Source organism: SAR86 cluster bacterium, from assembly GCA_029268615.1.
GTDB lineage: Bacteria > Pseudomonadota > Gammaproteobacteria > Magnimaribacterales > Magnimaribacteraceae > JAQWNM01.
Map to the genome: position 1 here is coordinate 26,079 of JAQWNM010000013.1, position 22,943 is coordinate 49,021.

At 33.3% G+C, this 22,943-nt stretch carries 25 protein-coding genes; 8 read left to right on the plus strand and 17 right to left on the minus strand.

Going from position 1 to position 22,943, the window contains the following annotated elements:
• Positions 1-18: 18 nt before the first annotated feature.
• The 11 genes from P8J93_06740 to P8J93_06790 are packed head-to-tail and all read right to left on the minus strand — an operon-like array spanning position 19 to position 9,233.
• Complete coding sequence (locus P8J93_06740) at positions 19-774, minus strand: MBL fold metallo-hydrolase (protein MDG2061492.1); 756 nt, start codon at positions 772-774, stop codon at positions 19-21.
• A 5-nt stretch (positions 775-779) separates the two neighbouring features.
• A complete protein-coding gene (grxD, locus tag P8J93_06745; GenBank protein MDG2061493.1) occupies positions 780-1,100 on the minus strand; it encodes a Grx4 family monothiol glutaredoxin in 321 nt (106 codons plus the stop codon).
• Positions 1,101-1,114: 14 nt separating this feature from the next.
• The gene (locus tag P8J93_06750; protein ID MDG2061494.1) at positions 1,115-1,861 is read right to left on the minus strand and encodes a pyridoxine 5'-phosphate synthase; all 747 of its coding nucleotides are present in this window, start codon (positions 1,859-1,861) and stop codon (positions 1,115-1,117) included.
• Between the two features lie 10 nt (positions 1,862-1,871).
• Complete coding sequence (locus tag P8J93_06755) at positions 1,872-2,900, minus strand: zinc-binding dehydrogenase (protein MDG2061495.1); 1,029 nt, start codon at positions 2,898-2,900, stop codon at positions 1,872-1,874.
• A 3-nt stretch (positions 2,901-2,903) separates the two neighbouring features.
• Positions 2,904-3,653: a sulfite exporter TauE/SafE family protein gene (locus P8J93_06760; protein ID MDG2061496.1), complete on the minus strand. Its 750-nt coding sequence runs from the start codon at positions 3,651-3,653 to the stop codon at positions 2,904-2,906.
• Between the two features lie 11 nt (positions 3,654-3,664).
• The gene (locus P8J93_06765; GenBank protein ID MDG2061497.1) at positions 3,665-4,048 is read right to left on the minus strand and encodes a nuclear transport factor 2 family protein; all 384 of its coding nucleotides are present in this window, start codon (positions 4,046-4,048) and stop codon (positions 3,665-3,667) included.
• An 8-nt stretch (positions 4,049-4,056) separates the two neighbouring features.
• Positions 4,057-4,611, minus strand: a complete 555-nt coding sequence (locus tag P8J93_06770; protein MDG2061498.1) for a nuclear transport factor 2 family protein — start codon at positions 4,609-4,611, stop codon at positions 4,057-4,059.
• A gap of 13 nt (positions 4,612-4,624) precedes the next feature.
• Positions 4,625-5,383, minus strand: coding sequence for an SDR family oxidoreductase (locus P8J93_06775; protein MDG2061499.1), 759 nt, complete (start codon positions 5,381-5,383; stop codon positions 4,625-4,627).
• A gap of 3 nt (positions 5,384-5,386) precedes the next feature.
• Complete coding sequence (locus P8J93_06780) at positions 5,387-6,325, minus strand: alcohol dehydrogenase catalytic domain-containing protein (protein ID MDG2061500.1); 939 nt, start codon at positions 6,323-6,325, stop codon at positions 5,387-5,389.
• 5 nt (positions 6,326-6,330) lie between these two features.
• A complete protein-coding gene (locus P8J93_06785) occupies positions 6,331-7,536 on the minus strand; it encodes a serine hydrolase (GenBank protein MDG2061501.1) in 1,206 nt (401 codons plus the stop codon).
• Positions 7,533-9,233 (minus strand): FAD-dependent oxidoreductase, encoded by a 1,701-nt coding sequence (locus P8J93_06790; protein ID MDG2061502.1) that lies wholly within the window; start codon positions 9,231-9,233, stop codon positions 7,533-7,535. Before P8J93_06790 ends, P8J93_06785 begins: the two co-directional genes overlap by 4 nt.
• 76 nt (positions 9,234-9,309) lie before the next feature.
• Here P8J93_06790 and P8J93_06795 point away from each other — a divergent pair, with 76 nt between their 5' ends.
• From P8J93_06795 to P8J93_06820, 6 genes are all read left to right on the plus strand, one after another.
• Positions 9,310-10,278: a Rieske 2Fe-2S domain-containing protein gene (locus P8J93_06795; GenBank protein MDG2061503.1), complete on the plus strand. Its 969-nt coding sequence runs from the start codon at positions 9,310-9,312 to the stop codon at positions 10,276-10,278.
• 16 nt (positions 10,279-10,294) lie between these two features.
• On the plus strand, positions 10,295-10,915 hold the full coding sequence (hisH, locus tag P8J93_06800) for an imidazole glycerol phosphate synthase subunit HisH (GenBank protein MDG2061504.1): 621 nt from the start codon (positions 10,295-10,297) through the stop codon (positions 10,913-10,915).
• Complete coding sequence (locus P8J93_06805; protein ID MDG2061505.1) at positions 10,915-11,673, plus strand: AglZ/HisF2 family acetamidino modification protein; 759 nt, start codon at positions 10,915-10,917, stop codon at positions 11,671-11,673. The genes hisH and P8J93_06805 overlap by 1 nt, the downstream gene beginning before the upstream one ends.
• Positions 11,674-11,713: 40 nt before the next feature.
• Complete coding sequence (locus P8J93_06810; GenBank protein MDG2061506.1) at positions 11,714-12,841, plus strand: N-acetyl sugar amidotransferase; 1,128 nt, start codon at positions 11,714-11,716, stop codon at positions 12,839-12,841.
• Positions 12,842-12,857: 16 nt separating this feature from the next.
• Positions 12,858-13,955 carry a glycosyltransferase gene (locus tag P8J93_06815; GenBank protein MDG2061507.1) on the plus strand — a complete coding sequence of 366 codons (1,098 nt, stop codon included), beginning with the start codon at positions 12,858-12,860 and terminating at the stop codon, positions 13,953-13,955.
• Positions 13,956-14,032: 77 nt separating this feature from the next.
• The gene (locus P8J93_06820) at positions 14,033-14,800 is read left to right on the plus strand and encodes a class I SAM-dependent methyltransferase (protein MDG2061508.1); all 768 of its coding nucleotides are present in this window, start codon (positions 14,033-14,035) and stop codon (positions 14,798-14,800) included.
• A gap of 11 nt (positions 14,801-14,811) precedes the next feature.
• Here the strand turns inward: P8J93_06820 and P8J93_06825 are convergent, their stop codons facing one another.
• Both P8J93_06825 and cofH read right to left on the minus strand, forming a co-directional pair.
• Positions 14,812-15,684: a DUF1295 domain-containing protein gene (locus tag P8J93_06825; protein ID MDG2061509.1), complete on the minus strand. Its 873-nt coding sequence runs from the start codon at positions 15,682-15,684 to the stop codon at positions 14,812-14,814.
• An 8-nt stretch (positions 15,685-15,692) separates the two neighbouring features.
• Positions 15,693-18,107, minus strand: coding sequence for a 5-amino-6-(D-ribitylamino)uracil--L-tyrosine 4-hydroxyphenyl transferase CofH (gene cofH, locus P8J93_06830; GenBank protein MDG2061510.1), 2,415 nt, complete (start codon positions 18,105-18,107; stop codon positions 15,693-15,695).
• A gap of 73 nt (positions 18,108-18,180) precedes the next feature.
• Here cofH and P8J93_06835 point away from each other — a divergent pair, with 73 nt between their 5' ends.
• Complete coding sequence (locus P8J93_06835; protein ID MDG2061511.1) at positions 18,181-19,056, plus strand: TIGR03619 family F420-dependent LLM class oxidoreductase; 876 nt, start codon at positions 18,181-18,183, stop codon at positions 19,054-19,056.
• Here the strand turns inward: P8J93_06835 and cofC are convergent.
• Genes cofC through npdG form a run of 4 tightly spaced genes read right to left on the minus strand, consistent with a single transcriptional unit; the run spans position 19,053 to position 22,047 of the window.
• Positions 19,053-19,694 (minus strand): 2-phospho-L-lactate guanylyltransferase, encoded by a 642-nt coding sequence (gene cofC / locus P8J93_06840; GenBank protein MDG2061512.1) that lies wholly within the window; start codon positions 19,692-19,694, stop codon positions 19,053-19,055. The two genes, P8J93_06835 and cofC, sit on opposite strands and share 4 nt — an antisense overlap.
• A gap of 1 nt (position 19,695) precedes the next feature.
• On the minus strand, positions 19,696-20,628 hold the full coding sequence (locus tag P8J93_06845) for a 2-phospho-L-lactate transferase CofD family protein (GenBank protein ID MDG2061513.1): 933 nt from the start codon (positions 20,626-20,628) through the stop codon (positions 19,696-19,698).
• A gap of 1 nt (position 20,629) precedes the next feature.
• Positions 20,630-21,394 carry a coenzyme F420-0:L-glutamate ligase gene (cofE, locus tag P8J93_06850; protein ID MDG2061514.1) on the minus strand — a complete coding sequence of 255 codons (765 nt, stop codon included), beginning with the start codon at positions 21,392-21,394 and terminating at the stop codon, positions 20,630-20,632.
• 2 nt (positions 21,395-21,396) lie between these two features.
• On the minus strand, positions 21,397-22,047 hold the full coding sequence (npdG, locus tag P8J93_06855) for an NADPH-dependent F420 reductase (GenBank protein ID MDG2061515.1): 651 nt from the start codon (positions 22,045-22,047) through the stop codon (positions 21,397-21,399).
• A gap of 91 nt (positions 22,048-22,138) precedes the next feature.
• Here npdG and P8J93_06860 point away from each other — a divergent pair, with 91 nt between their 5' ends.
• Positions 22,139-22,906: an SDR family oxidoreductase gene (locus tag P8J93_06860; protein ID MDG2061516.1), complete on the plus strand. Its 768-nt coding sequence runs from the start codon at positions 22,139-22,141 to the stop codon at positions 22,904-22,906.
• Positions 22,907-22,943: the final 37 nt, after the last annotated feature.

Genomic DNA, 22,943 nt, shown 5'->3' on the forward strand with positions numbered 1-22,943 from the left:
AAAAGACCAACAAAGGTCCTATAAAAGCACCTCATTATCAGCATCTGTACAAACAATTTTGGTTGATAATTCACTTAAATCTAACAAATCTTGTAAGTCTTGATAATTTCCTTTAATACTTAAAAAATTATTAAGAAAACCTTCGTTGGCATTTGCATTAGTACCTGTTGGTAGAAAGTATTTAGGTTTCAATATTTCAAGGATATTGAAAACTCTTGTTGGACTCATTGATAATTCAATTTGTAATAATTTAACTGATTCTGTCGTTCCTATAAAGGCATCTAAATTAGTTATTGAATTAATTGATTTTAATGAAACTACATGGGGTTCAATAAAAATTCTTTTATTATTGGTTAAGTCTTCAATTAAAAAGGACAAGGAACTATATGAATATGGAAATCCAGACATTATTCCTTTTAAAGATAACTGATTAGCAACTATATTTTGACCAGGATTAAGGATATTTAAATCTATAAAACCTATATTTTTCAATGATTTATAAGAACTTTTTGAACAAAATACTTTAATATTTTTTGGGAGCAATGATAAAGACTCTTTATTTAAATGATCAGTATAATTAGAAGAAATTAATAAAATATCAGAATCTAAAATTTTATCTATTATTGCATTTAAATTTTCTTCTTGAGTTCTTGATAAGAGCCAAGACGCTCCAGGGATAGAAAGCTTATTTGTTAGCCAAGGATCAATTATTATTTTTGAGGTACTTGTATGGATAAGCCAGGACTGGTAGCCACCTAAACGATAAATCTTCAAGAGAATTAATCCTCAAGATTAAGAGAATCTATAGATTTTTGTAAATCACCATTTTCTAATAGTTCAGATATTATGTCACTACCTCCAACTAACTCTCCGTTAATAAACAACTGAGGAAATGTTGGCCAATCTGAAACTGAAGGTAAATTAGCCCTTATTTCTTGGTTTGAAAGGATGTCTACAAAGGAAAAAGGTTTTCCACAGGCTATTAAGGCCTGAGAAGCCTTAGATGAAAAGCCACATTGCGGGGCATCAGGTGAACCTTTCATGTAAAGCAGAATAGGATTTGCTTTAATCTGTTCTTTAATTTGTTCTTCAATATTCATATCCTTATTTTAACTTATGCGCAGAGTTTCAGGTACTCTTTAATTATATTTGGTATGCCATGGACTAATGAATCAGATATTAGTGCCTGGCCAATTGAAACCTCGGCAATGCCTCCTATAGAAAGAAAAGTACTTAAATTCTGGAGATTCAGATCATGTCCTGCATTAACCTCTAATCCAATACTATTAGCGTACTCAGATGCATTTTTATAAACTTCAAGAATATTTAAATCTTTAGACTTTAGAGCATATTCTTCAGCATATGGGCCAGTGTAAAGTTCTATCCTGTCAGCTCCAATTTCTTTAGCTTGAATGACCTGCTCTATATCTGGGTCTATAAATAAACTAACTCTAGTACCTAATTCTTTAATTTCCATTATGCAATCTTCTAATCTTTGGTTCATAGTTAAAAGATTCCATCCATGATCTGAAGTTAATTGGTCATGACTGTCTGGCACTAAAGTGCATTGTATAGGCTGAGTAATTCTAACTATTTCCATGAAGCCATCATAAATTTTAGTTTTAGAAGAAAAAGGATTGCCTTCTATATTAAATTCTTTAGAAAAGATTTTAGTTAATTCAGAGAGTTCATAAACGTCTTTTGGTAAAATATGCCTTAAATCTGGCCTAGGATGCACAGTAATTCCATGAGATCCTGATTCTAATATTAATTTACTTACATTAGAAAGATCAGGAACATTACCTCCCCTAGCATTCCGAAGCCAAGCTATCTTGTTAACATTAACGCTTAGTTTTGTCATGAATCTTAAATTAACTGCTCTCCATATTAATAATTATCTTACCGCTAGCATGGCCAGTTTCCACATTATCATGCGCTGCGGATATTTCTTCTAACCCATAAACTTTACTTATAACTGGTTTAATTATTCCTATCTGGACCATTCTAGTTAACTCCTTCAAGGCAGAAAGACTTGGCCTATATATAGCCCAATGATAATTAATAGGACGATATTTATTTTTAAGTTTTTGTCTCTTAGAGATTGCTGACGGGAGGCCTAACAATAAGCCTTTTGTATCTAATGCGGCCATAAATGGATGGACTAAGGTTATGAAGTGTGATTCGCTATTTTTCTTTAGTGTGCTGATACAATTTTCTTCCTGATCTCCCCCCAGCAGGTCATAAAAAATATCATATTCAGAGAGAATATCCTGAAACTTAGTTTCCTCATAATTTATTACTTCATCAGCTCCTAAGCTATATAGAAGTTCTATATTCTTATGACTGCAATTTGTAGACACATAACACCCTAAGTGTTTAAAAAATTGAACAGCATAAGTGCCGACTCCTCCAGATCCTGCTTGAATAAAAACCTTTTTTCCCTTTAAATCTACTGGTCTTAATCCTGCCCAACGCACAAGAGCTGACCAAGTAGTAATCGCAGCATATGGTAACGATGCAGCTTCTTCGAAACTTAAAATATCAGGCTTTAAGTCCAATTCATCTTCGTGAAAAGATCCTAAATCAGAGTATGTCCCTCTATTTGGATTGGTAGATGAACCCCAAACCTGTTGGCCAACTTTAAATCGGGTTACTCTTTCTCCAATTTCAAGCACTACACCAGCTAAATCAGTTCCTAATACCCAAGGAAAAAGAATTTTTCTTTGCTTTTCAAAGATAGATTTTCCATAACCTTCTCTTTTCATTACATCGATAGGGTTTATGGAAGTTGCCTTAATACTTATCAATAATTCTTTAGGGCCTAAAATAATCTTAGATTCTGTATCTAAGATTTCAAAACATGATGAATCTCCATAACATCTTAATTGTGCTGTTTTCATTTTTTATAAACCCATAATTCCATCATAAGATAATTTTAAGCCTATTAATGACAAACCAAAATATGCTGTCCCATAAAAAAATTTTTCATCTACTTTATGTGTTAAAAAATAGCCTATTGCAAAACCAAAAGGAGCAAATATAACTAAAATTAACGAAGTATATAAATTTTCAATCCTTAATTGATCCAATAAGTAATACGGATATAATTTAACATAATTCACCATACAGAAGAAAAGAGCAGCAGATCCCGCGTATACTCTTTGATCTAGTTTCTGAGGCAACATATAAATATTAAATGGAAGACCTCCGGCATGTATTCCAAAACTAGTAAATCCAGATAATGAACCCCAAAAAGTTCCTTTTGTTTTAGAGGGTAGTGTTTTATCCACATCATCACCCTTGAGGAGATAAGAGATTACAAAACCTAAAGCAATAATACCTATCAAAAGCCTAATATGCGACTCACTAAGATATTGAAACCAAAAAAAACCAACTGTTATTCCAAATAAAGCTCCTGGTATAAGAATTTTTAAATTCTCCAAATGAAATTTCTTTCTATAAAAATAAACAGCGATTAAGTCTTGAATACATAAAATAGGCAATAAAATTGCAGCAGCTTGTATAGGAGAAATAACCAATGACATCAATGGGACGCCTAAGATAGCTAACGGTCCAGCAAAACCACCTTTAGCTATACCATAAAGTATGACAGCAGGTATAGCCGTTAAATAGAAGAAAGGATTCTCTATCAACTACTATTAAATTAAGGAATAGGGGTAATGCAAGTAGCGTCCCAAAAAGCGCGCGCCAATATTATTTGTCCACCTGAATTAACTTGAAAAAAATCTGTTACCTCTAAATCCATTCCTCCTGACTCTCCTCTAACTTCCATTCTAAAAGAGACCATAGCTTCATTTCCTAAGAAGACTGATCTATTAATTATTGGATTTAGTGTGCCTTTAGGATCGCTATGAGCTTGATCCCAAAATTTTCCTATTTGATCTTTACCAATATGTGGTGATGATCCTACAGGATCCTCCCAGACAGCGTCATCTGAAAAAACAGATAAAAGTAACTCTTTATTATTTTTTTTCCAGGCCTCAAAGTAAGATTCTACAGAATCTTGTGATAAGTTATTTTCTGACATTCAATCCTCTAGTTTTTATTAATTTTATTATTCATCTCATCTAAAAAAGAATTAGATTCATTTCTTTCATCGTCAGTGAGCTTCTTTCCATGACTAGAAAGATAGGCATAAGTAATATTAGTATCAGGACTTAAAGGTTCGTATTGTTCCCATATTCTGTCATATTCAGATTTTTTTATATACCAAGTTTCATCTATCTTTTCATAAATATCTTTATAGATAGCAGAGCCTCTAGTAATTATTTTTCTTTTTGTATCTGTGAACATATCACTCAAATACCATAAACCTTCGGCATTATTCTGACTCAGAATATCTATTTCAGGATGATGCCCTTGGTGACATGTCGCTGCATCCGAAGAGAAAGAATTTTCAATTTGTTGAACAATATTTTCTTTTCCTGTAACTTCCCATCTATAGACCGCTCCTCTGTAATCAAGTTCAGCATCATCTGTAAAAAGCGTTCTCAATAAATCAACATCGGCGGTGTCAAGTCCTCGAAAATATCTATATTTGATTTTTTTTATCTCTTCTATATCTAATAATTTTTGTAATTTATCCTCCATATCATCCTCCATATTATCTTAAGTGTGAGTGCCCACCATCTATAGGTATTGTTGCACCGGTTATATATTTCATATTAGGTCCGACTAAAGAAACAACCGCCTTACCAATATCATTTTTACAATCTCCAATCCTGTCAAGTGGAATAGATTTCTTGAATGCATTTGCTTCTTCAGGAACTAATTCTTCCCAAATCTGCATGCCGGGTGAATTGCCTATTGGTATAATAGTATTGATACGAATTCCATCTTTACCCCATTCCACTGCTGCTGCTCTTGAAAGAGCTCTGATTGCCTCTTTAACAGCTGAATATAATCCAAACCCATCTGGGTCTGGTCTAATTGCTGCTCCAGTACCTAAATTTACTATACTACCTTTTGCTGATTTTAAATGCGGATAACATAACTTCATAAATCTATGAACTGCTAAAGGTCCAGAATTCCAACCGTCCAGGAATGAAGAATCAGTAACATCTAAAATCTTACCTAAAGGAACTAGTTGAGCGTTGTTTACCAAGATATCAATACGGCTATATGTTTGAATAGCTAAAGACACTACATTTTCTATTTCTTCTAGATTTGTAACGTCACATTCAACGGCTATTGCCTCACCTCCAAGAGAAGTGATTTCATCTGCTGTTTCATCAACTTTTGAAAAAGTTCTTCCAGCTGAAACAATTTTAGCACCCTCCTCTGCTAAAGCTAAGGCAATACCCTTTCCAATACCTTGTCCACTACCGGTAACTATCGCTACTTTTTCTTGTAAACTTTTCATACATCAAATAGTTGTATCAAATACAACTTTTATAGCCCCTGATTTCTTGTCCTTAGCAGTATCAAATGCTTCTTTTGCTGACTCCAAAGGGAATCTATGAGAGATTAAAGTCTCACCTATTTGGGGGTTCTTTGCCAGAATTGTTACTGCCTCATCCATATCTCTGACTCCATTGGTCTGACCATACATCATAGAAGGAAATATTTTTAATTCTTTAACAAAAGCAGATATTCCAGGCATTTCAAATTGATCCCAATAAACTGATAAAAGGATTACCCATGCTGCAGGATTCGCAAGTGAATGACATAATTCCATAACGCCAGAAGCACCAGCACAATCAATAACCCTGTCATATGTTCCTTTTATAGGCTCAGCACCTAGTTTTTCTCCCGCAGCCATTTGATGATCATATTTAGCATGCAAACCAACTTCACATCCAATATATCTAGCTGCTGCGACTGCACAAAGACCTATACTCCCAGCTCCTACTACTGCTACTCTATGATGTGATTTTGTACCTGTTCTTACTAGGCCATGAAAAGCAACTGCAAGAGGCTCAACAAGACAAGCATCTTTTACCTCTACTTTATCTGACAATGGCACTAAACAATATTCTGGTACGATCATTTGTTCTGTCATTCCACCATTCGAATTAACCCCAAAACAAGAAAAATCTTCCGTACATAAATGACTATCACCTATCGAACAAGAATTACATTTTCCACATCTTGTATAAGGTTCTATAGCTACTGGCTTTCCATTTTCAGTGATTCCAGAAAATTCATGTCCTGCTATATGGGGAGATTCTAATCCGGATGAAAATAAATGGATATCGGTACCACAAATACCAGATGCGAGAATATTAACTAATACCCCCTCACCGGAGGGAGCTGGCGTATCAAAAATATTGACCTGTCCATCGTGATAATTTATTGCTTTCATATTTTTTAAACTCCTCTTATTTTATATACTAAAGATGCTATATCATTTGCCGTCTTCCATGCTGTTATGCCAGGATGCATTTGGTTCATAACAAAACCTAAAGATGTTTTATTTTCTGGATCACTAAAACCGAGAGATCCACCAGCGCCTCCATGTCCAAAAGATTTTATTCCTGGACCCATACTAATATGCTCAGTTCCAAGCATAAAACCTAATCCAAATTTACTTTTAATGTTGGCTAGAACAAGATCCTTACCTTCCACTTCGGCGGTTCTTCCTTTTTCTATTGTTTCTGGATTTAATATATGAATACCATCTCTCGAACCTCCATTAGCAAGTATGCCATAAAGTTTGGCCAAGGCACGAGCTGTTCCATGACCATTAGCAGCTGGTATTTCAGCATTTCTCCATTCTTTAGTATTAACATACTCTATATTAAATTCAGGATTTGAAAAAGCAGAACCCTGAGGAGTGTTAGAGTCAAAAAAATTTAATAAGATTTTTAAGTAAGGAGGATAAAAAGGCATCTGAGGGATTTTTTTAAGAATTGGCATGAAAAAATCTACTATTGGAGTTTCTGCTTTAAGGATATTCGTGACTCTATCAAACTTATCATCTGGTAATCCAATCCAGAAGTCTAATTCCAGTGGCTCTTGTATATTTTCTTTAAAATATGTACCGATCGACTTACCAGAAATTCTTCTTACTAACTCTCCCACCAAATGACCATAAGATAGTGCATGATAGCCGTGTCTAGAACCTGGAATCCACCAAGGTTCTTGTTCCGCTAAAGATGTAGTAATTAAATTCCAGTCCGTCCAAGCACCACTAGGTAAAGGTTTTTTAATTCCACAAAGACCTGATTGATGACTTAATAAAAACCTTACTGGTATGGACTCTTTCCCACCTTGACTAAATTCAGGCCAATGCTTAGAAACAGGATCATCAAGATTGACTGAACCTTCCTCCAGTAACTTTAAAAAACAAATTGCCGCAATTCCTTTTGTTGTAGAAAAAACATTTACTATGGTATCTTTTTTCCACAGTTCTTTTGAATTTTTACTTACCCTTCCTCCCCAGAGATCTATAACCATTTCTCCTTCAACTTCTATTGCAATAGCCGCACCGAACTCAAACCCTGAATCAAAACTTTTTTGAAAAAGATCTCTTACTTCTAAAAATTTAGAGTCGCAATATCCCTCTACTTTCAATTAGCTCTCCCTATGTCTCTACCGGCAATATAACCAAAAGTCATGGCAGGGCCAAGAGTAGATCCAGGTCCTGGATACCTAGGTAAAAGTGCAGAAGTACAATTTCCACAAGCCCATAAACCTGGTATGTGTAAATTATTAGAATCTAAAACTCTGGCTCTTGAATCTATTACTAGGCCTCCAGCTGTGCCCATTTCCCCAGGATAAAGAGTAATACTATAGAAAGGAGGTTTGCTGACTGTACCTAGACATGGATTAGGTTTGATTGAAGGATCGCCATAATATCTGTCGTAAACACTATCTCCTCTTTTATAATCTAAATCTTTACCTTCTGCAGCAAAGGTGTTCACTTTGTTTATTGTCTTCATAAAGCCATCTTTATTTATAGAGAGTTTATCAGCCAATTCCTCTAAAGAATTGGCCTTTACAAGAAAAGAATTATCCCACCAATGATTAGGTACCAAGCTATCAGGCATCATAGAGGACTGAAGAAGAGGTCCACAAGGCCTTTTTTTTCTATACTCTGAATCAAAAATCATAAAACAAGGTATGCAAGGGTTTCCAACAGAAAATTTATCATACATCTCATCAACAAAACTCACATAATTTTGAGATTCATTTGAAAATCTCTCACCATTAGAATTTACACAAAATGCCCCAGGTAGTGATTTATCTACCATTGAAAGTCTAGCTTTTTCTTCTCCGGGAACTTGCATAACTGTTGACCACCAGGCTGATTCCATTTGATTAGTCTTACCTCCAATCTTGATCGCTTCTGTGATGACCTCTCCTGTATTATCAAGATTTGCGGCACTCCATGATGTTTTAGAAGGCTTGGGCAGGAATTTATCCCTCATTTCTTGATTGCGTTCAAATCCACCTGAGGCCAAAACAACCCCATGTCTTGCACTTATAGTAACCTCATCTCCTTCTTTTATAGCCTTTATTCCCGTTACCTTTCCGCCTTCAAATACAAATTCTTTAAAAGAGGTATTAAGCCAAAAAGGAACTTCTCTTTCTTTTAACGACATTCTTAATCTAGCAATTCCAGCATTACCCATTGTCAATCTTCTGTCTTTGAAATTTGTAAAACGATATGGAAAATCAAACAAAAATTTTATTAGAAGTTTGATAAACAAAATAACCCATCCCGATAATCCACCTAATAATATTTGGCCTTCTACTTGAGTAAAATTAATGCCCATGGGTCCTTTTGTCTGAGGATGCTGACCCCTTAAAAATTTCAAGTCCTCTCTTAATAAGTCCCCATAAAAAGGCTCTGGCTCCATTGATCTATGGCCTGACTTGCCGCCTGGATCATCAGGAAAATAGTCAGGATAGTGTTCAAGACTAATATACTTTACGTGTGTATTTTCATGAAGATAATCAATCATCTCAGGCCCTTTAATTAAGTATGTCTCTATCAAGTCATCACTTATTTTTTCTTTAGGGGAAACATGTTTTATATATGTCCTTGCCTCTTCCAAGGAATCATTTGCCTCTAATTCTTTTGCATATCTATTATTAGGTACCCAAACTCCCCCACCAGAAGTTGCGCTTGAGCCCCCAAATAATCTACTTTTTTCTATGATTAATACATTAAGCCCCTGATCGTGCGCTGAAATAGCAGCTGTCATTCCACCATTTCCTGAACCGATTATTATTACATCATACGAATAACTTGATTTAACAGTCATAATTATGCTTTTTAGTTTTAATATAAATCCAAAAACTTAGTTATAATACTTAAATTAACAGAGAAGGGAGAAATTTGTGAGTCGTTTTCCAATGCCAATTCCACATGGGTGGTATTTTGTATCTTATTCAGAAGATCTTATTAAGGAAAAATCAAAACCTTTAAACTATTTTAATACCGAGTTAGTTTTATATAGAACAAAAAAAGGAGATCCAGTTCTTATGGAAGCCTATTGTCCACATATGGGTGCTCATCTTGGTTATGGTATTCACGAAAACATAGGAGAAGGCGGACCCGTTAAAGGCGATAATATTTCATGTCCTTTCCATGGATGGACTTTCAGTAAAGAAGGTTACGTAGTTGATATTCCCTATGCTGATAATATTCCACCAAAAATTAAAGATAAAAAATGTATAAAAACTTTTCCTACGAGAGAAGTAAATAGAACAATAATGGCCTGGTATCATCCAGATGACTTAGATCCTATATGGGAACCAGATATTTATGATGAAGCTACAAATGCTAATTGGACAAATTTTGATAAATATGAATATAAATTCAATGCTCATTTACAAGAAACAGCGGAAAATGGAGCTGATTCAGCTCACTTCGTATATGTACATGGTACGGCAACGCTTCCAGAATGGGATTTTTCTTATGAAGAACATAAACGTGTTGGAGTAATGAAAGCAAAAATGCCAACACCTAGGGGACTGGTAGATGGTTCTATCAATCTTTTTGGATCAGGTCCTGGTCAAAGTTCAACAAGATTTACTGGAATTTGTGAAACATTTCTTATGGGTTTACCTACTCCAATTAATTCTGAAAAGATGGAATTAAGGTTTGCCTTTTGTCAGGAAAAGAAAGATGGGAAAGACCCTAAAGGAGGAGTGGCTGCTGCAATAATTGCTGATATAAATAAGCAAGTCCAAGAGGACATACCCATATGGGAAAATAAAAAATATTTAGAAAACCCTATACTATGTTCTAAAGACGGACCAATTGCTGGTTTTAGAAGATGGTTTAAACAATTCTATACAAATTAAATAAAATAAAAATCTAATGACCTCCAATATAGCTGTCATTGATTATGGCATGGGTAACTTGCATTCAGTTAAAAAAGCCCTTAATTATTTGAACGTAGACCCTATAATCACCTCAACTAAAATAGATATTGATTCAGCTGATAAAATTATTCTTGTAGGGGTTGGCCACTTTAAGAAAGCTTTAGAAAATTTAAGATCACTAAATATTATAGATGCTTTAAATGATGCAGTCCTTATTAGAAAAAAACCAATTCTAGGTATATGTTTAGGCATGCAGCTGATGGCAAAAAAAAGCGAAGAAGGAAATATTGAAGGACTAGGCTGGATAGATGGCGAAATAAAGAAGTTTGAAGTTAAAAACTCTTTAAAATATAAAGTACCACATATTGGATGGAATAACATTGAAATTACTCAAGACAGCCCTCTAATGAAAGATATTAAAAATAATACTGAGTTCTATTTTGTTCACTCTTATCACTTTGTAACAAAAAATAAGAAATACATTGTCAATGAGACAAAATATGAAGATAGATTTATTTCAGCTTTTCAAGATGACAATATTTTTGGAGTTCAATATCATCCTGAAAAAAGTCATGATCATGGGAAAACTTTATTAAAAAACTTCATAGAGATTTAATGTTTAGGCCGCGAGTTATACCAGTACTTCTTCTAAAAGATAATATATTGGTTAAATCTACAAAGTTTAAAAAATATAGATATATTGGTGATCCTATAAATGCAGTTAAAGTTTTTAATGACCTTAAAGCAGATGAACTAACTTTTTTAGATATATCAGCCACGATTGAAAAAAGAATAATTCCACTAGAGTTAGTAGAAAAAGTAGGAGAAGAAGCAAATATGCCCTTTTCAGTGGGTGGCGGAATTACAAAGCTAAAAGAAATTCAAAATATTATAGCCAAAGGGGCTGAAAAGGTTATTTTAAATACATCAGCGATTTCTAATCCTGATTTCATTAAAGAGTCCTCTGATAACTTTGGTACATCCACAATTACAGTTTGCATAGATGTAAAAAAGAGACTTTTTGGAAAAGAAGTTGTTTGGACTCATGGTGGAAAAAAGGCAACTAATTTATCCCCAATCGATTGCGCCATGATGCTAGAGGATAAAGGAGCTGGAGAAATTATCATACAAAGTATTGATAGAGATGGTCAAATGAATGGTTATGACGTTGAATTAATAAGAAATGTTTCTACATCTGTTTCGATTCCTGTAGTTGCTTTAGGGGGCGCTGGTAAAATTGAGGATTTAATAGAAGGGTATAAAAAAGCTCATGCTAGTGCTGTGGCAGCAGGAAGTATGTTTGTCTATCAAGGTCCAAAAAAGGGTGTTTTAGTAAATTATTTAGAAAAAGATTCTCTTTCGCTTTTTAAGTGATTTATAATTTAACTAAATTTCACGCACCTATAATTCTTATATGAATAATCTTCACCAAATATGCAAAAGATGCGTAATGGATACTTCTGATCCAGCAATTATCTTTGATGAATTAGGCAACTGTAACCATTGCAATGAATTCTTATCTACCTCCCAAGATATTGTTTATCACGGAGAAGAAAGTGATAGGCAATTAGAACAAATTTTAAAAAGGATTAAGGCTGAAGGAAAAGGTAAAGAATATGATTGTTTAATTGGTATGAGTGGAGGAGTTGATAGCAGCTATGTTACCTATAAAGCTGTAGAATATGGGTTAAGACCTTTGGCAGTGCATATGGACAATGGCTGGAATTCAGAAGAGGCTGTTAAGAATATAAAAAATGTCTGCACCAAACTCAATGTAGATTATCAAAGTTATGTCTTGAATTGGGAACAATTTAAAGAGATACAACTTTCTATTCTTAAATCTTCTATTGTCGAAGTAGAAATACCCACTGATGTAGCAATAACACGAGTATGTCACAAGGTGGCATCTGAAAATAATATTAAATACATTATAGGCGGAGGTAATTATGCAACAGAAGGAATATTACCAAACCTTTGGTTTTACAATCCAAAAGACCTTAAATTACTAAAATCCATCCATAAAGAATTTGCTTCAAAGGGACTTAGTGATTTTCCTACATTTGATTACAAAATAGAAATCTACTATAAATTTATAAGACGAATCAAAATAGTATATTTACTAAATTACTTACCATTTAATAAATCTAAGGCAATAAGTGAACTAGAGGAAAAGGTAGGCTGGAAAAATTATGGTGGAAAACATCATGAATCAGTTTATACGAGGTTTGTTCAGTCTTATCTTCAGCCAGTAAAATTTGATCTTGATTACAGAAAAGCAACCTTTTCGAGTCAAATATGCAATGGTGAAATTTCAAGAGAAGAAGCCCTGATAGATCTAAAAAAAGTACCTTTTAATCAAGAAACACTTCGATCAGATAAAGAATATGTAAGTAAAAAACTTGGCATTAGTTATGAAGATCTTGAAAATATTATTAGAGCCAAGCCTAAATCTTATAAAGACTATCCAAATGAAGAAAAAAAACTTGAATTCCTTTATTCAATTTATCGAAAGTATTTTGCTAAAATTATGAGAGTTTTTTAAGTAAATTTTATGAATTATGGACCGTAAGAATAGCTCTATTTATTTCTTTCTTTATGACCTCAGAATAGGAGGTACAGAGAAAGTGGTTATCTATTTAGCGAATTATTTTGTTCAACAAAATCTAAATGTGTCTATTCTTACAATCTCGAATGAGAATCATCTTAATGACCTAATTGATCCAAGAATTAATATAAAAAGCTTAAATAAAAAAGTAATCTCTTCCGCTTTTTTTCCTTTGTATAGATTTGTATTACAAAATAAGATTGATGTCTTTGTTGCAAATGTCTGGCCTTTAACAATCCTATCTAGCTTTATAAATCTTATCTCGTCTAGAACGCGACTAGTTTTTATAGACCATTGCAATTTATCAGCTGAATTTAAGAAATATAATTTTTTATTTAAGAAGATGCAAAATATCTCAATTTTACTTTTTTATAAATTAGCACACCATGTAATAGCTGTGTCTAAAGGTGTAAAAGAAGATTTAGAAGATAAAGGAGTAACTAATAAAAAATTATCGGTTATCTATAATCCTTTGCATTCTTCGTCTGAGTCTGTTCTTTCTGATATAAAAATAGATAAATGGTTAAATTCAAAAGAAAAAAAACTTATTGCCATAGGTCAATTTAAAAAACAGAAAAACTTTCCCAATCTAGTAGAAGCTATGGCTCATTTCTATAAAAACTATGAACTAAAACCTCAAGTTTTAATTTTAGGTGACGGGGAAGAAAGGGAATTTATTCAGTCTAAAATTAATAGTCATAACTTACAAAATTTTTTTTCATTGCCCGGCTGGGTAGATGACCCTATGCCCTTCTTAAAAGAATCAGATTTATTTATTCTCTCATCTGATTTTGAAGGTTTTGGGGTTGTTATAGCTGAAGCTCTCTCTGAAGGCGTAAATGTTGTCTCCACTGACTGCCCATCTGGACCAAGTGAAATTCTTTTAAAAGGTGAATTAGGATATTTATGTAAAATTAATGATGCAGAGGACTTATCTAAATCTATCCATAAAGGTCTTTTAAATCCTTTTGATGCAAGCGTACTAAAAAATAGAGCAAAAGATTTTTCTATTGAAAAAATAGGCAAGGAGTATTTAGATTTAATTTTATGATAGCTATTGGTAGCAAAAGGTCTAATATACTGTTTCCAAAAATAATGAAGCAATTTTTTAATTAAAAATCTATAACAATGCTAGAAGATTTAAAGACTTTACTTTGGTTTTTACTAAAAGGGCCCAAATTTTATCCTACAATGTTTTCTTTAATTTTAAGAAAATTCTTACCATTTAAGGACTCTTTACAACATAAAGAATTAGAAAGATCTTGGTGTGAAAAACACAGCATTTCCTTAGAGGAATGTGTTCAAAAATATGGTTTTACGTTGCCAGCAGATCCTATATTTAACAATGACTATATTCTAGAAGTGGAAAATAGATTAAATAAATCTAGATCAAATTTTGGCGGTCAAGGGCATATAGATCTTTTATACATAGCATGTGAAGGATTAAAAGCAACAAAAGTTGTAGAAACGGGAGTTGCATACGGATGGTCATCATCTGCCATCCTTAAATCTCTTTCCAAGAGATCTGGAAAATTAATATCAGTTGATATGCCAATGATGAAACAAACTGATTATCACTTAATAGGGACTGCTGTTCATGAAGAAAATCTAAAGTTTTGGGATTTAATAAGGGAGCCAGATAAATTTGGGTTAAGGAAGGCTATAAAAAAACATGGCGATAGTTTTGATATAGCCCACTATGACTCAGATAAATCTTATTATGGTAGAAAATGGTCTCAACCCTTAATTTGGAAGCACTTAAAGGAAGGAGGTATTTTCATCTCAGATGACATTGAAGATAACTCAGCTTTTAGAGAATTTGTAGAGGAAAATCAGTTAGAATTTTGTGTACTTGAATTTGAAGGTAAATATGTAGGAATGGTAAAAAAATATTAATTCATTAGTCACTACTTATTCGGCCACAACATTATCATAGACGTCTTTTTCATATAAGGAAGATAGTCTGATCTCTTCCCAAGGCTTCTATCATCCATCATCTTGCAAGTTCCAAATATAAACATAAAAGTCATACTTAGAGGGCATATAAATAGCCACCATAGATTTAAGTTGAGACTAATGGCCATCAAATAAAGTCCCCACCAAAATAAAGTTTCTCCTAAATAATTAGGGTGCCTTGAATATTTCCACAAACCTTGCTTCATGGTTAAATTAAAATTGACTGATTTAGACTTAAAATTCCTCATCTGATCATCCGCTATTTTTTCTAAAATTACTGCTAAAAATGTAAAAATACAAGAAAGGTAAAAAAAACTATTTATGGAGTCAGTAGAGCTTGATAAAACAAAATAAACTGGAAATAGAGAAAAATTAACCTGTAAGGTGGGATATAGATGGATTCCAAAGAAATCTATGATGTAAGGCGATTGAGATGATTTTTTTCTTAAATCAACATATCTCCAATCTTCCATTTGTAAACCTTGCCAATGCCTAGCCCAATTATGCGTCAACCTATAAGACCAATAAGATATTGGTAGTAAAACAAATATTATTTTTTCATAGTTTATTACTCCTGACACAGGCCAAAAACTTAGATAAATTACTATAGGTAAAGGCCCAAGAGACCAGAAAGGGTCATATAGACTAGAGTTTTTTAATAAAAAACTAAAAACAAAAATAATACATGTAGCTGCTAGATGAGCAGCCAAAATAATAAACCATTGAGTTAGATTTGATACAAAATAACCTATACATAGGGAGATTAATAAAGTAAAAAGGTAAATAAAAGAACAAATTAATAGATCTTTATTTTTGCTGGTCATAATTATGTCTAAATATTTTTAATTCTTATAAGATCTTTTTTTATTTTTTTTCTATCAACCAATCCATTAACAGGCTCTTGCAACTTTGAAGGAGTTTTTGCTTTGGATGAGATTTGAGATTCTACTTGTCCATATAAAGTATTTCGCTGCCTTGGAGTTCTTCCCATGTCTTGAATTATGTTCTCTAATTTAAAAGGTGATAGTTCTTGTCCATGCTCTGATCCTGCGGCGCTGGTGATAGATTCATTCATTAAAGTTCCACCAAGATCATTTGCACCAGCTTCTAGACATAGCTTTACTCCAGAAGGTCCCATTTTAACCCATGAGGTTTGAATATTTTTTATAAGTCCATGAAATACTAACCTTGAAACTGCATGCATCAAGACTGATTCCCTTAAGGTAGGGCCGTACCTTGATTTGCCATTTTTGTACATTGGAGCTTCCTGAGCAACATATGGTAGTGGTACAAATTCTGTAAAACCGCCCGTCTCTTCTTGAAGCCTTCTTATTTGCATAAGATGATTAGCCCAATGCTCAGGTTTCTCAATATGCCCAAACATAATGGTAGAAGTAGATGCCAAACCTATTTCATGTGCCGTTTTCATAACCTCTATCCATTGAGATGTATTTATTTTATCAGGACAAATAATTTGTCTTATTGAATCGTCTAATATTTCGGCAGCTGTTCCTGGCAAAGTACCTAACCCAATTCGTTTAAGTTCAGTTAGATAGTCTTTTAAACTAAGACCTAAAGAGCTAGCTCCCTGCCAAACCTCCAATGGAGAAAATGCATGGATATGCAAAGAAGGATTATGTTTTTTTATTGAATTGACGATTTCCATATACGTATGACCGTCGTAAGATGGGTGGATTCCACCTTGAAGACATACCTCAGTTGCTCCTCTATCTTCTGCCTCTTGGCATCGTCTTAGAATCTCAGATATTGGAATATCATATGGAGATCCGCGTAAATCTGAATTACCCTGCCCCTTAGAAAAAGCACAAAAAGTACAACCAAAATAACAAATATTTGTGTAGTTAATATTTCTATTTACAACATAAGTGACTTCATTACCTATCTGGTCTTTTCGAAGTTCATTTGCTGCTTCAATAACATAATTAAAATCAGAACCTCTGGCATTAAATAACTCTATTATTTGTTTATTATTTAATGACTTTCCTGATTCAACTACTTTTAAATGTTCGTTAAATGTTTTGGATTTATGCAGAGGAATTACACTATCTTTTTTTATTGGAATTTTTCCTTTACCAGTTATCCAATTATCTTCTCTTGATAGACCTGTAGCATCTGATAAAAAAAGAATTTTTGCATGAAGTGCCTTATGACTCCAGTGATTTAAATCATCAAGATATTTAGGATAAATAGTTAAACGGGGAACTAAAATCTTATTAGAAGCTAAAGTTTCTTTAGCAAGCTCCTCAAGATGAGGCCAAGGTAACTCTGGATTAACATAATCTGGCGTTAGTGGTGAAACTCCTCCCCAATCGTTTATACCTGCATTTATTAAAAGATTTAATTTATTTGGGCTTAAATTAGGAGGGGCCTGAATACTCATTCCTTTTCCAAAGATAATTCTAGCAATAGCTATTGTCCATATTAGATCTTCAGTCAATGGCTCTTCAGATGCAGACATCTTTGTATTTTGTTTTGGTTTAAAATTCTGAATTATGACTTCTTGAATATGTCCATATTTATCGTGTATATTCTTGATAGCTATAAGGGACTCTATTCTTTCTAGCCTAGTCTCACCTATACCAATCAGTATCCCGGTTGTGAAAGGAATTTTATGAATACCCGCTAGTTCTATAGTTTGTAATCTAACTCGAGGATCTTTATCAGGAGATCCATAATGTGGACCGCCTTTTTCACAAAGTCTTAATGAAGAGCTTTCTAGCATTAAACCCATAGAGGCTGACACTTCTCTCATAGATATTATTTCTTCTGATGTCATACATCCCGGGTTTAAATGAGGAAGAAGACTTGTTTCTTTAAGAACAGCGGAACTAGCTTCGTGCAGATAGGATAGAGTTGAATCATGACCTAAATCTTTAAGGGCCTTTCGCGCTGCAGAATATCTTAATTCAGGCTTCTCTCCCAAGGTAAATAAAGCTTCTTTACAACCTGCTTTTTCCGCTTTTTTTGCAGACTCTACAACCTCCTCAATACTCATAAAAAGACTTTTTACATTTTTGGGAGTCTTAGCAAAAGTGCAATAATGACAAACATCTCTGCAAAGATGAGTTAAGGGAATAAAGACTTTTGGAGAGTAAGTTATAATATTAGAGAAGTTTGAATCTCTCAAAGAAGAAGCATTCAATGATAGCAATTCAGTATCAGTAGCTTTAGCCAGATTCAGGATATCTTGATCTTTGTAGTTTTTTACGTATGCCTCATGTTCCATTTGGGTGATATAATATCTTTAATTACATAATAAATAAAAAAAACTTAAGTTATGAAAAATAAAGGGGAATAAAATGAAATTTGGATATCACGCAGCTATGTGCAACCCAGAATTCTATATACCTCTAGCCAAGGCAGCTGAGTCTGCTGGTTTTGATAATTTTGTTATTCCGGATAGCATATGTTTTCCAGAGACTCCATCGAAATCGACATATCCATATAATGAAACTGGTAAAGGTGATTTTCTAGATGGAGTTCCTTTTTTAGAACCTTTTACTCTTATACCTGTTCTTGCCTCTCACACTTCTTCATTAAGATTTACTACTCAAGTAATGAAATTGCCTATCAGGCAACCCGTCCTAGTAGCAAAACAATTATCATCAGTTGCTGTAATATCAAATAATAGATTTACTTTTGGTGTTGGTCTAAGTCCTTGGATTGAAGACTTTGAAGTAACTCAATCCCAATGGAGCGGAAGAGGTAAAAGAATGGATGAAATGATAGAGATCATAAGAGGTTTATTAAAAGGAGATTATTTTAGCTACGAAGGGGAATTCTATAAACTTCCTTCTATCAAAATATGCCCTGTTCCCTCTTTGAAGATACCTCTTTTAATGGGAGGTCATAGTGAACCGGCTCTAAAAAGAGCTGCAAGATTTCTTGATGGATGGACTAGTGCTGGCTTAGAAATAGATGAAACTGAAAGAATTATTAACCGAATAAATGAGTTAAGATCTGAATATGGAACAAAAGATAAAGAATTTTATAATCTTTCAATGGGGCCTGAATGTTATTCACTTGAAGGAGTATCGAAACTAAATTCTATAGGCGTTAATGAGTGTGCTGTAGGTTTTAGAGATAGTTATGCAGGCGGTAAAGATGATCGAACTTTAGATGGCATGCTTGCTGAAATAGATTTTTATTCCAGAACAGTAATCAAACAATACTAACTATTTAAATAACTTTCTAAATTTAAATATTTTCTTTCGGTTAGGAAATCATCTAAATCTTGACGAACATCAATATCAGCTGATAATTTATTAGCCTTATGGATCTTTATTTTTACTTTTACTTGACCAGCCTCTTCAAGATGATAACTACAACTATCTATTCCATACCTAAATTTAATTGCATTTGGAGGAGTGCAAATCATACAGTTAGTACCTGCTCCAATTGTATCTGGTAATAAAGTTACAGCGGCTACATTATTTATCAATAATTCATTATGCGCATTAATAATTGAAAATATTGATGCTTGATCGACTCCCGGAATATCTCCATGCATTATAAATATAGACTTAGCTCCATTACTCATAGAGTAAGATACTCCTTCTTTAACACCTTGATTTAAACCTGGTTTTTTTTGCAATAAAGATTTACAGCCTAGTTTCTTAGCAAACCTAATAACCTCTTCGTCCTCCGTTACTATCAAATGCTCTGTGAAAGCTTTTGTATTCTGTTGAACTTTAATGACATCCGAGAGCATTTTCCGGACTAAACTTCTTCTCTCATCCAAAGAAAGAATATCATTTAATCTACTTTTAGGTCTTTTGAATGATTTAATGGGAACTAGAGACCAAATAGTCATTTTAATTTAATAAATTTAAACAAGCTTCAGCTAAAGTTATTTTAGTTTTTGTGTCAGTCATTAATATTTCATCAAATTCTATTTGAATATTTTCTCTGCCAGAAAAAGACAACTTGTCTTCATGATCTACCAATAGTATGTCAATCATATCTTTATAATGTTCTAAAATTGTATCTATACTAACTTGCAAATCCAATTCTTCCATAATTTTAACTGTAGGGCCTTTAATAGCACGATTCTTGATAATTGGAGAAACAGCTATTGCTGGGCATTTTCTATTAATCAAAAAATCTCTTATATCTTTGACTGACAAGATTGGATCAATACTTAAATAAGGATTTGAAGGACAAATAATAATTCCAGAAAAATAATTTTCTTGCATTTTTTGTAATAAAGAGTCAGGAACTTTGGCATTTATACTATTTCTGAAGTTAATCTCTTTTATTGCGGGATGGCATTTATGTTTAACGAAATATTCTTGGAATGATAATGTGCCTATGTCTGTTTCTAATATAGTACTGACAGGAATCTCAGACATAGGAAAAATAGAATAATGTACATTAAAATCAACTGCAATTTTAGTGATAACTTCTGAAAAAAGACCTCCTTCTTTTATTAAGAAACTTCTTTTTATATGAGTCATAAGGTCTTTATCTCCTAATTGGAACCAGGTATCTTCTTTAATGCGATCTAATATTCTCATGAATTCCCAAGTTTCATCTTTTATGCCCCAGCCTCTTGTATGGTCATTTATGTTTGTTAATGTATAAATCAAAGTATCAATATCTGGGCTAATATTTAGATCAAAATGAATAAAATCATCTCCAGTATTAACAATAAAGATTAATTCATCAGATGAAAGTTTTTTTGATAAACCAAAGGCTAATTTAGCTCCACCAATTCCGCCGCATAATGCTAAGTATTTTTTTTTCAACTTATCTAAATAAATCCTGGTCTGCCAATCTAAGTAATTCTTTTGCTGATTGTTCTACTGTTGGAAGCATTAAACCCTTAATCAGAACAACAGGAAGCCCCTCATCTGCTTGCCCCATAAGAATTGAAGCTGAAGAAGCTAATTCATCGCCTAATCCTATTTGGGTAACTTCTAGCAATCTACCATATAAATCCTTTTTTCCTCTCAAATCTGATAAAGTTAAAACTCCACTAGATCCAATAGCAATACCAGTTGTTCCATTCCTCCAGGCTCTTCCTGCGCTATCATTAATGATTACTCCCAACTTTACATGTAACTTCTTTTCTAATGATAGCCTTATATCCTCAGCGCTTTTATCAGGATCTTTGGGTAATAATAGTACCTTTGGGTTATTATCCAATGAATCTATATTTGATCTATCAATTCCTGCATTAGCATGAACAAAACCTAATTTATTTTCAACTACTATAACTCCTTCTCTTGTTCTAACTACTCTTTCAGATTCTTGGAGAATCACTTGAACTAATCTTGGATCTTTCTTTGTCTCCTTTGATAATGCAATAGCTTCTATTGATGGCTTGACTTCATTTAAGTAAACATATCTATTTTCTGATTTTGAAACAACTTTTTGTGCAATCACAAATATGTCTCCATCTTGGATATCTAAACTAAGTTTGACAATGGAGTCATAGATAATCTGAGGAAGATCATCTCCTGGTTCTATAAGAGGAATTGATTCTAATGATTTTAAGATTAAATCATTCATAATTACATTTCTTCTATTCCAGTTATCTTTACACCCGAGTGTTTTATTTTGTGATGCCTATTAATACTTATAAGAACAGACGTTAAAGCTTCTGAAGCAGATGAATTAGCTAACTGCCCAGCATGCCAACCCTTCATTCCCATTTTTTTTATTAAATCTATAACTTTCTGACGTGCTTCTTTATTATTTCCGCAAACTAGAACATCACAATCTATCGATTGATCATTTTTTAGAAGTTCTGCTGATATATTCTGGAAAGCAGAGACGACCTTTACCTTCTTTCCTAAGATTAATTGTGCAGATACAGCTGCTGATTGATATTTTGGTAATTGCACTGTTCCAACTTTTGGTGGCATTAGAGGAACAGTTGCATCGATAAAAATTTTGTCTTGCACCTCATTAAAACAACTATTAATTGTAGATTCATGGTGAGCGAAAGGAACAGTCAAAATTGAGATATCACCTTTCTTTGCAGCATCTTTATTCAGTAAACCTTCGCAAGAAGGACTTAATAATTTTGCAGAAGCCTGAGCTGCTTCTAACTTTCTTGATCCTATAATAACTTTATAATTTGCTCTTATAAGTCTTTTTGCAATACCAGTTCCTAAATCTCCTGTACCACCTAATATTGAAATAGTTTTATTACTTTCCATAGTTAACCTTTTTTACTGTTATATTGGTTTGCGTATAATGAATAGGTGTATCATTTATGTCAAAAACATTTGGTAAAAAAACTAGACTATTGTGAACTTTAAAAAAGAATTTTCGAATAAAATAGTCCTTATTACTGGTGGAACTAAGGGCATAGGAAAAGGTATAGCTGAAAGTTTTCTAAAAGAAAAAGCGAATGTAATAGTTTGCGGAAGAAATAAACCTAATAGTCTCCCTAGAGTATCTGGATTGAAAGCAGAATTTATTAAATGTAATGTTAAAGATCCTGATCAAATAAAAAAAATGTTTTCAACTATTCTAAAGAAAAAAAAGTCTATAGATATTTTAGTCAATAATGCCGGAGGGGGGCCGCCCATAGAAGCAAGTAATGCCCCTCCTAAACTCACTAAAGCTATAATAGATTTAAATCTTTTAGCGCCTATATATGTAAGTCAGGCGACAAATAAAATAATGCAGAAGCAAACTTATGGAGGGTCAATTATAAATATTTCAAGCGTAAGTGTAATTAGACCTTCTCCTGGAGCAGCAACATATGGAGGCGCTAAAGCTGGTTTAGCTAATTTAACAGAATCTTTAGCTATAGAATGGGCGCCCAAAGTTAGAGTAAATAGTATACTTTCAGGACTAGTTGAAACAGAAGAATCCATTATGCATTATGGTGACAAAGAATCTATAAACCGGATATCAAATACTATTCCTTTAGGAAGAATGGGAAAACCAAGTGATATTGGCAATAGTTGCTTATTCTTAAGTTCATCTTTAGCTCAATATATTAGCGGAGCTTCATTACTGGTACATGGAGGAGGAGAAAAGCCATCCTATCACGACGCCAAAGAATAAATTTAAAGTCTTTACTTTCTTCTTTTCATCACTAATA

Excerpts from the sequence above, each read along its gene's own strand:
- grxD (MDG2061493.1), bottom strand. The coding sequence starts at position 1,100 with ATGAATATTGAAGAACAAATTAAAGAACAGATTAAAGCAAATCCTATT.
- P8J93_06750 (MDG2061494.1), bottom strand. The coding sequence starts at position 1,861 with ATGACAAAACTAAGCGTTAATGTTAACAAGATAGCTTGGCTTCGGAAT.
- P8J93_06755 (MDG2061495.1), bottom strand. The coding sequence starts at position 2,900 with ATGAAAACAGCACAATTAAGATGTTATGGAGATTCATCATGTTTTGAA.
- P8J93_06765 (MDG2061497.1), bottom strand. The coding sequence starts at position 4,048 with ATGTCAGAAAATAACTTATCACAAGATTCTGTAGAATCTTACTTTGAG.
- P8J93_06770 (MDG2061498.1), bottom strand. The coding sequence starts at position 4,611 with ATGGAGGATAAATTACAAAAATTATTAGATATAGAAGAGATAAAAAAA.
- P8J93_06775 (MDG2061499.1), bottom strand. The coding sequence starts at position 5,383 with ATGAAAAGTTTACAAGAAAAAGTAGCGATAGTTACCGGTAGTGGACAA.
- P8J93_06780 (MDG2061500.1), bottom strand. The coding sequence starts at position 6,325 with ATGAAAGCAATAAATTATCACGATGGACAGGTCAATATTTTTGATACG.
- P8J93_06790 (MDG2061502.1), bottom strand. The coding sequence starts at position 9,233 with ATGACTGTTAAATCAAGTTATTCGTATGATGTAATAATAATCGGTTCA.
- hisH (MDG2061504.1), top strand. The coding sequence starts at position 10,295 with ATGACCTCCAATATAGCTGTCATTGATTATGGCATGGGTAACTTGCAT.
- P8J93_06805 (MDG2061505.1), top strand. The coding sequence starts at position 10,915 with ATGTTTAGGCCGCGAGTTATACCAGTACTTCTTCTAAAAGATAATATA.
- P8J93_06810 (MDG2061506.1), top strand. The coding sequence starts at position 11,714 with ATGAATAATCTTCACCAAATATGCAAAAGATGCGTAATGGATACTTCT.
- P8J93_06815 (MDG2061507.1), top strand. The coding sequence starts at position 12,858 with ATGGACCGTAAGAATAGCTCTATTTATTTCTTTCTTTATGACCTCAGA.
- P8J93_06820 (MDG2061508.1), top strand. The coding sequence starts at position 14,033 with ATGCTAGAAGATTTAAAGACTTTACTTTGGTTTTTACTAAAAGGGCCC.
- P8J93_06825 (MDG2061509.1), bottom strand. The coding sequence starts at position 15,684 with ATGACCAGCAAAAATAAAGATCTATTAATTTGTTCTTTTATTTACCTT.
- cofH (MDG2061510.1), bottom strand. The coding sequence starts at position 18,107 with ATGGAACATGAGGCATACGTAAAAAACTACAAAGATCAAGATATCCTG.
- P8J93_06835 (MDG2061511.1), top strand. The coding sequence starts at position 18,181 with ATGAAATTTGGATATCACGCAGCTATGTGCAACCCAGAATTCTATATA.
- cofC (MDG2061512.1), bottom strand. The coding sequence starts at position 19,694 with ATGACTATTTGGTCTCTAGTTCCCATTAAATCATTCAAAAGACCTAAA.
- cofE (MDG2061514.1), bottom strand. The coding sequence starts at position 21,394 with ATGAATGATTTAATCTTAAAATCATTAGAATCAATTCCTCTTATAGAA.
- npdG (MDG2061515.1), bottom strand. The coding sequence starts at position 22,047 with ATGGAAAGTAATAAAACTATTTCAATATTAGGTGGTACAGGAGATTTA.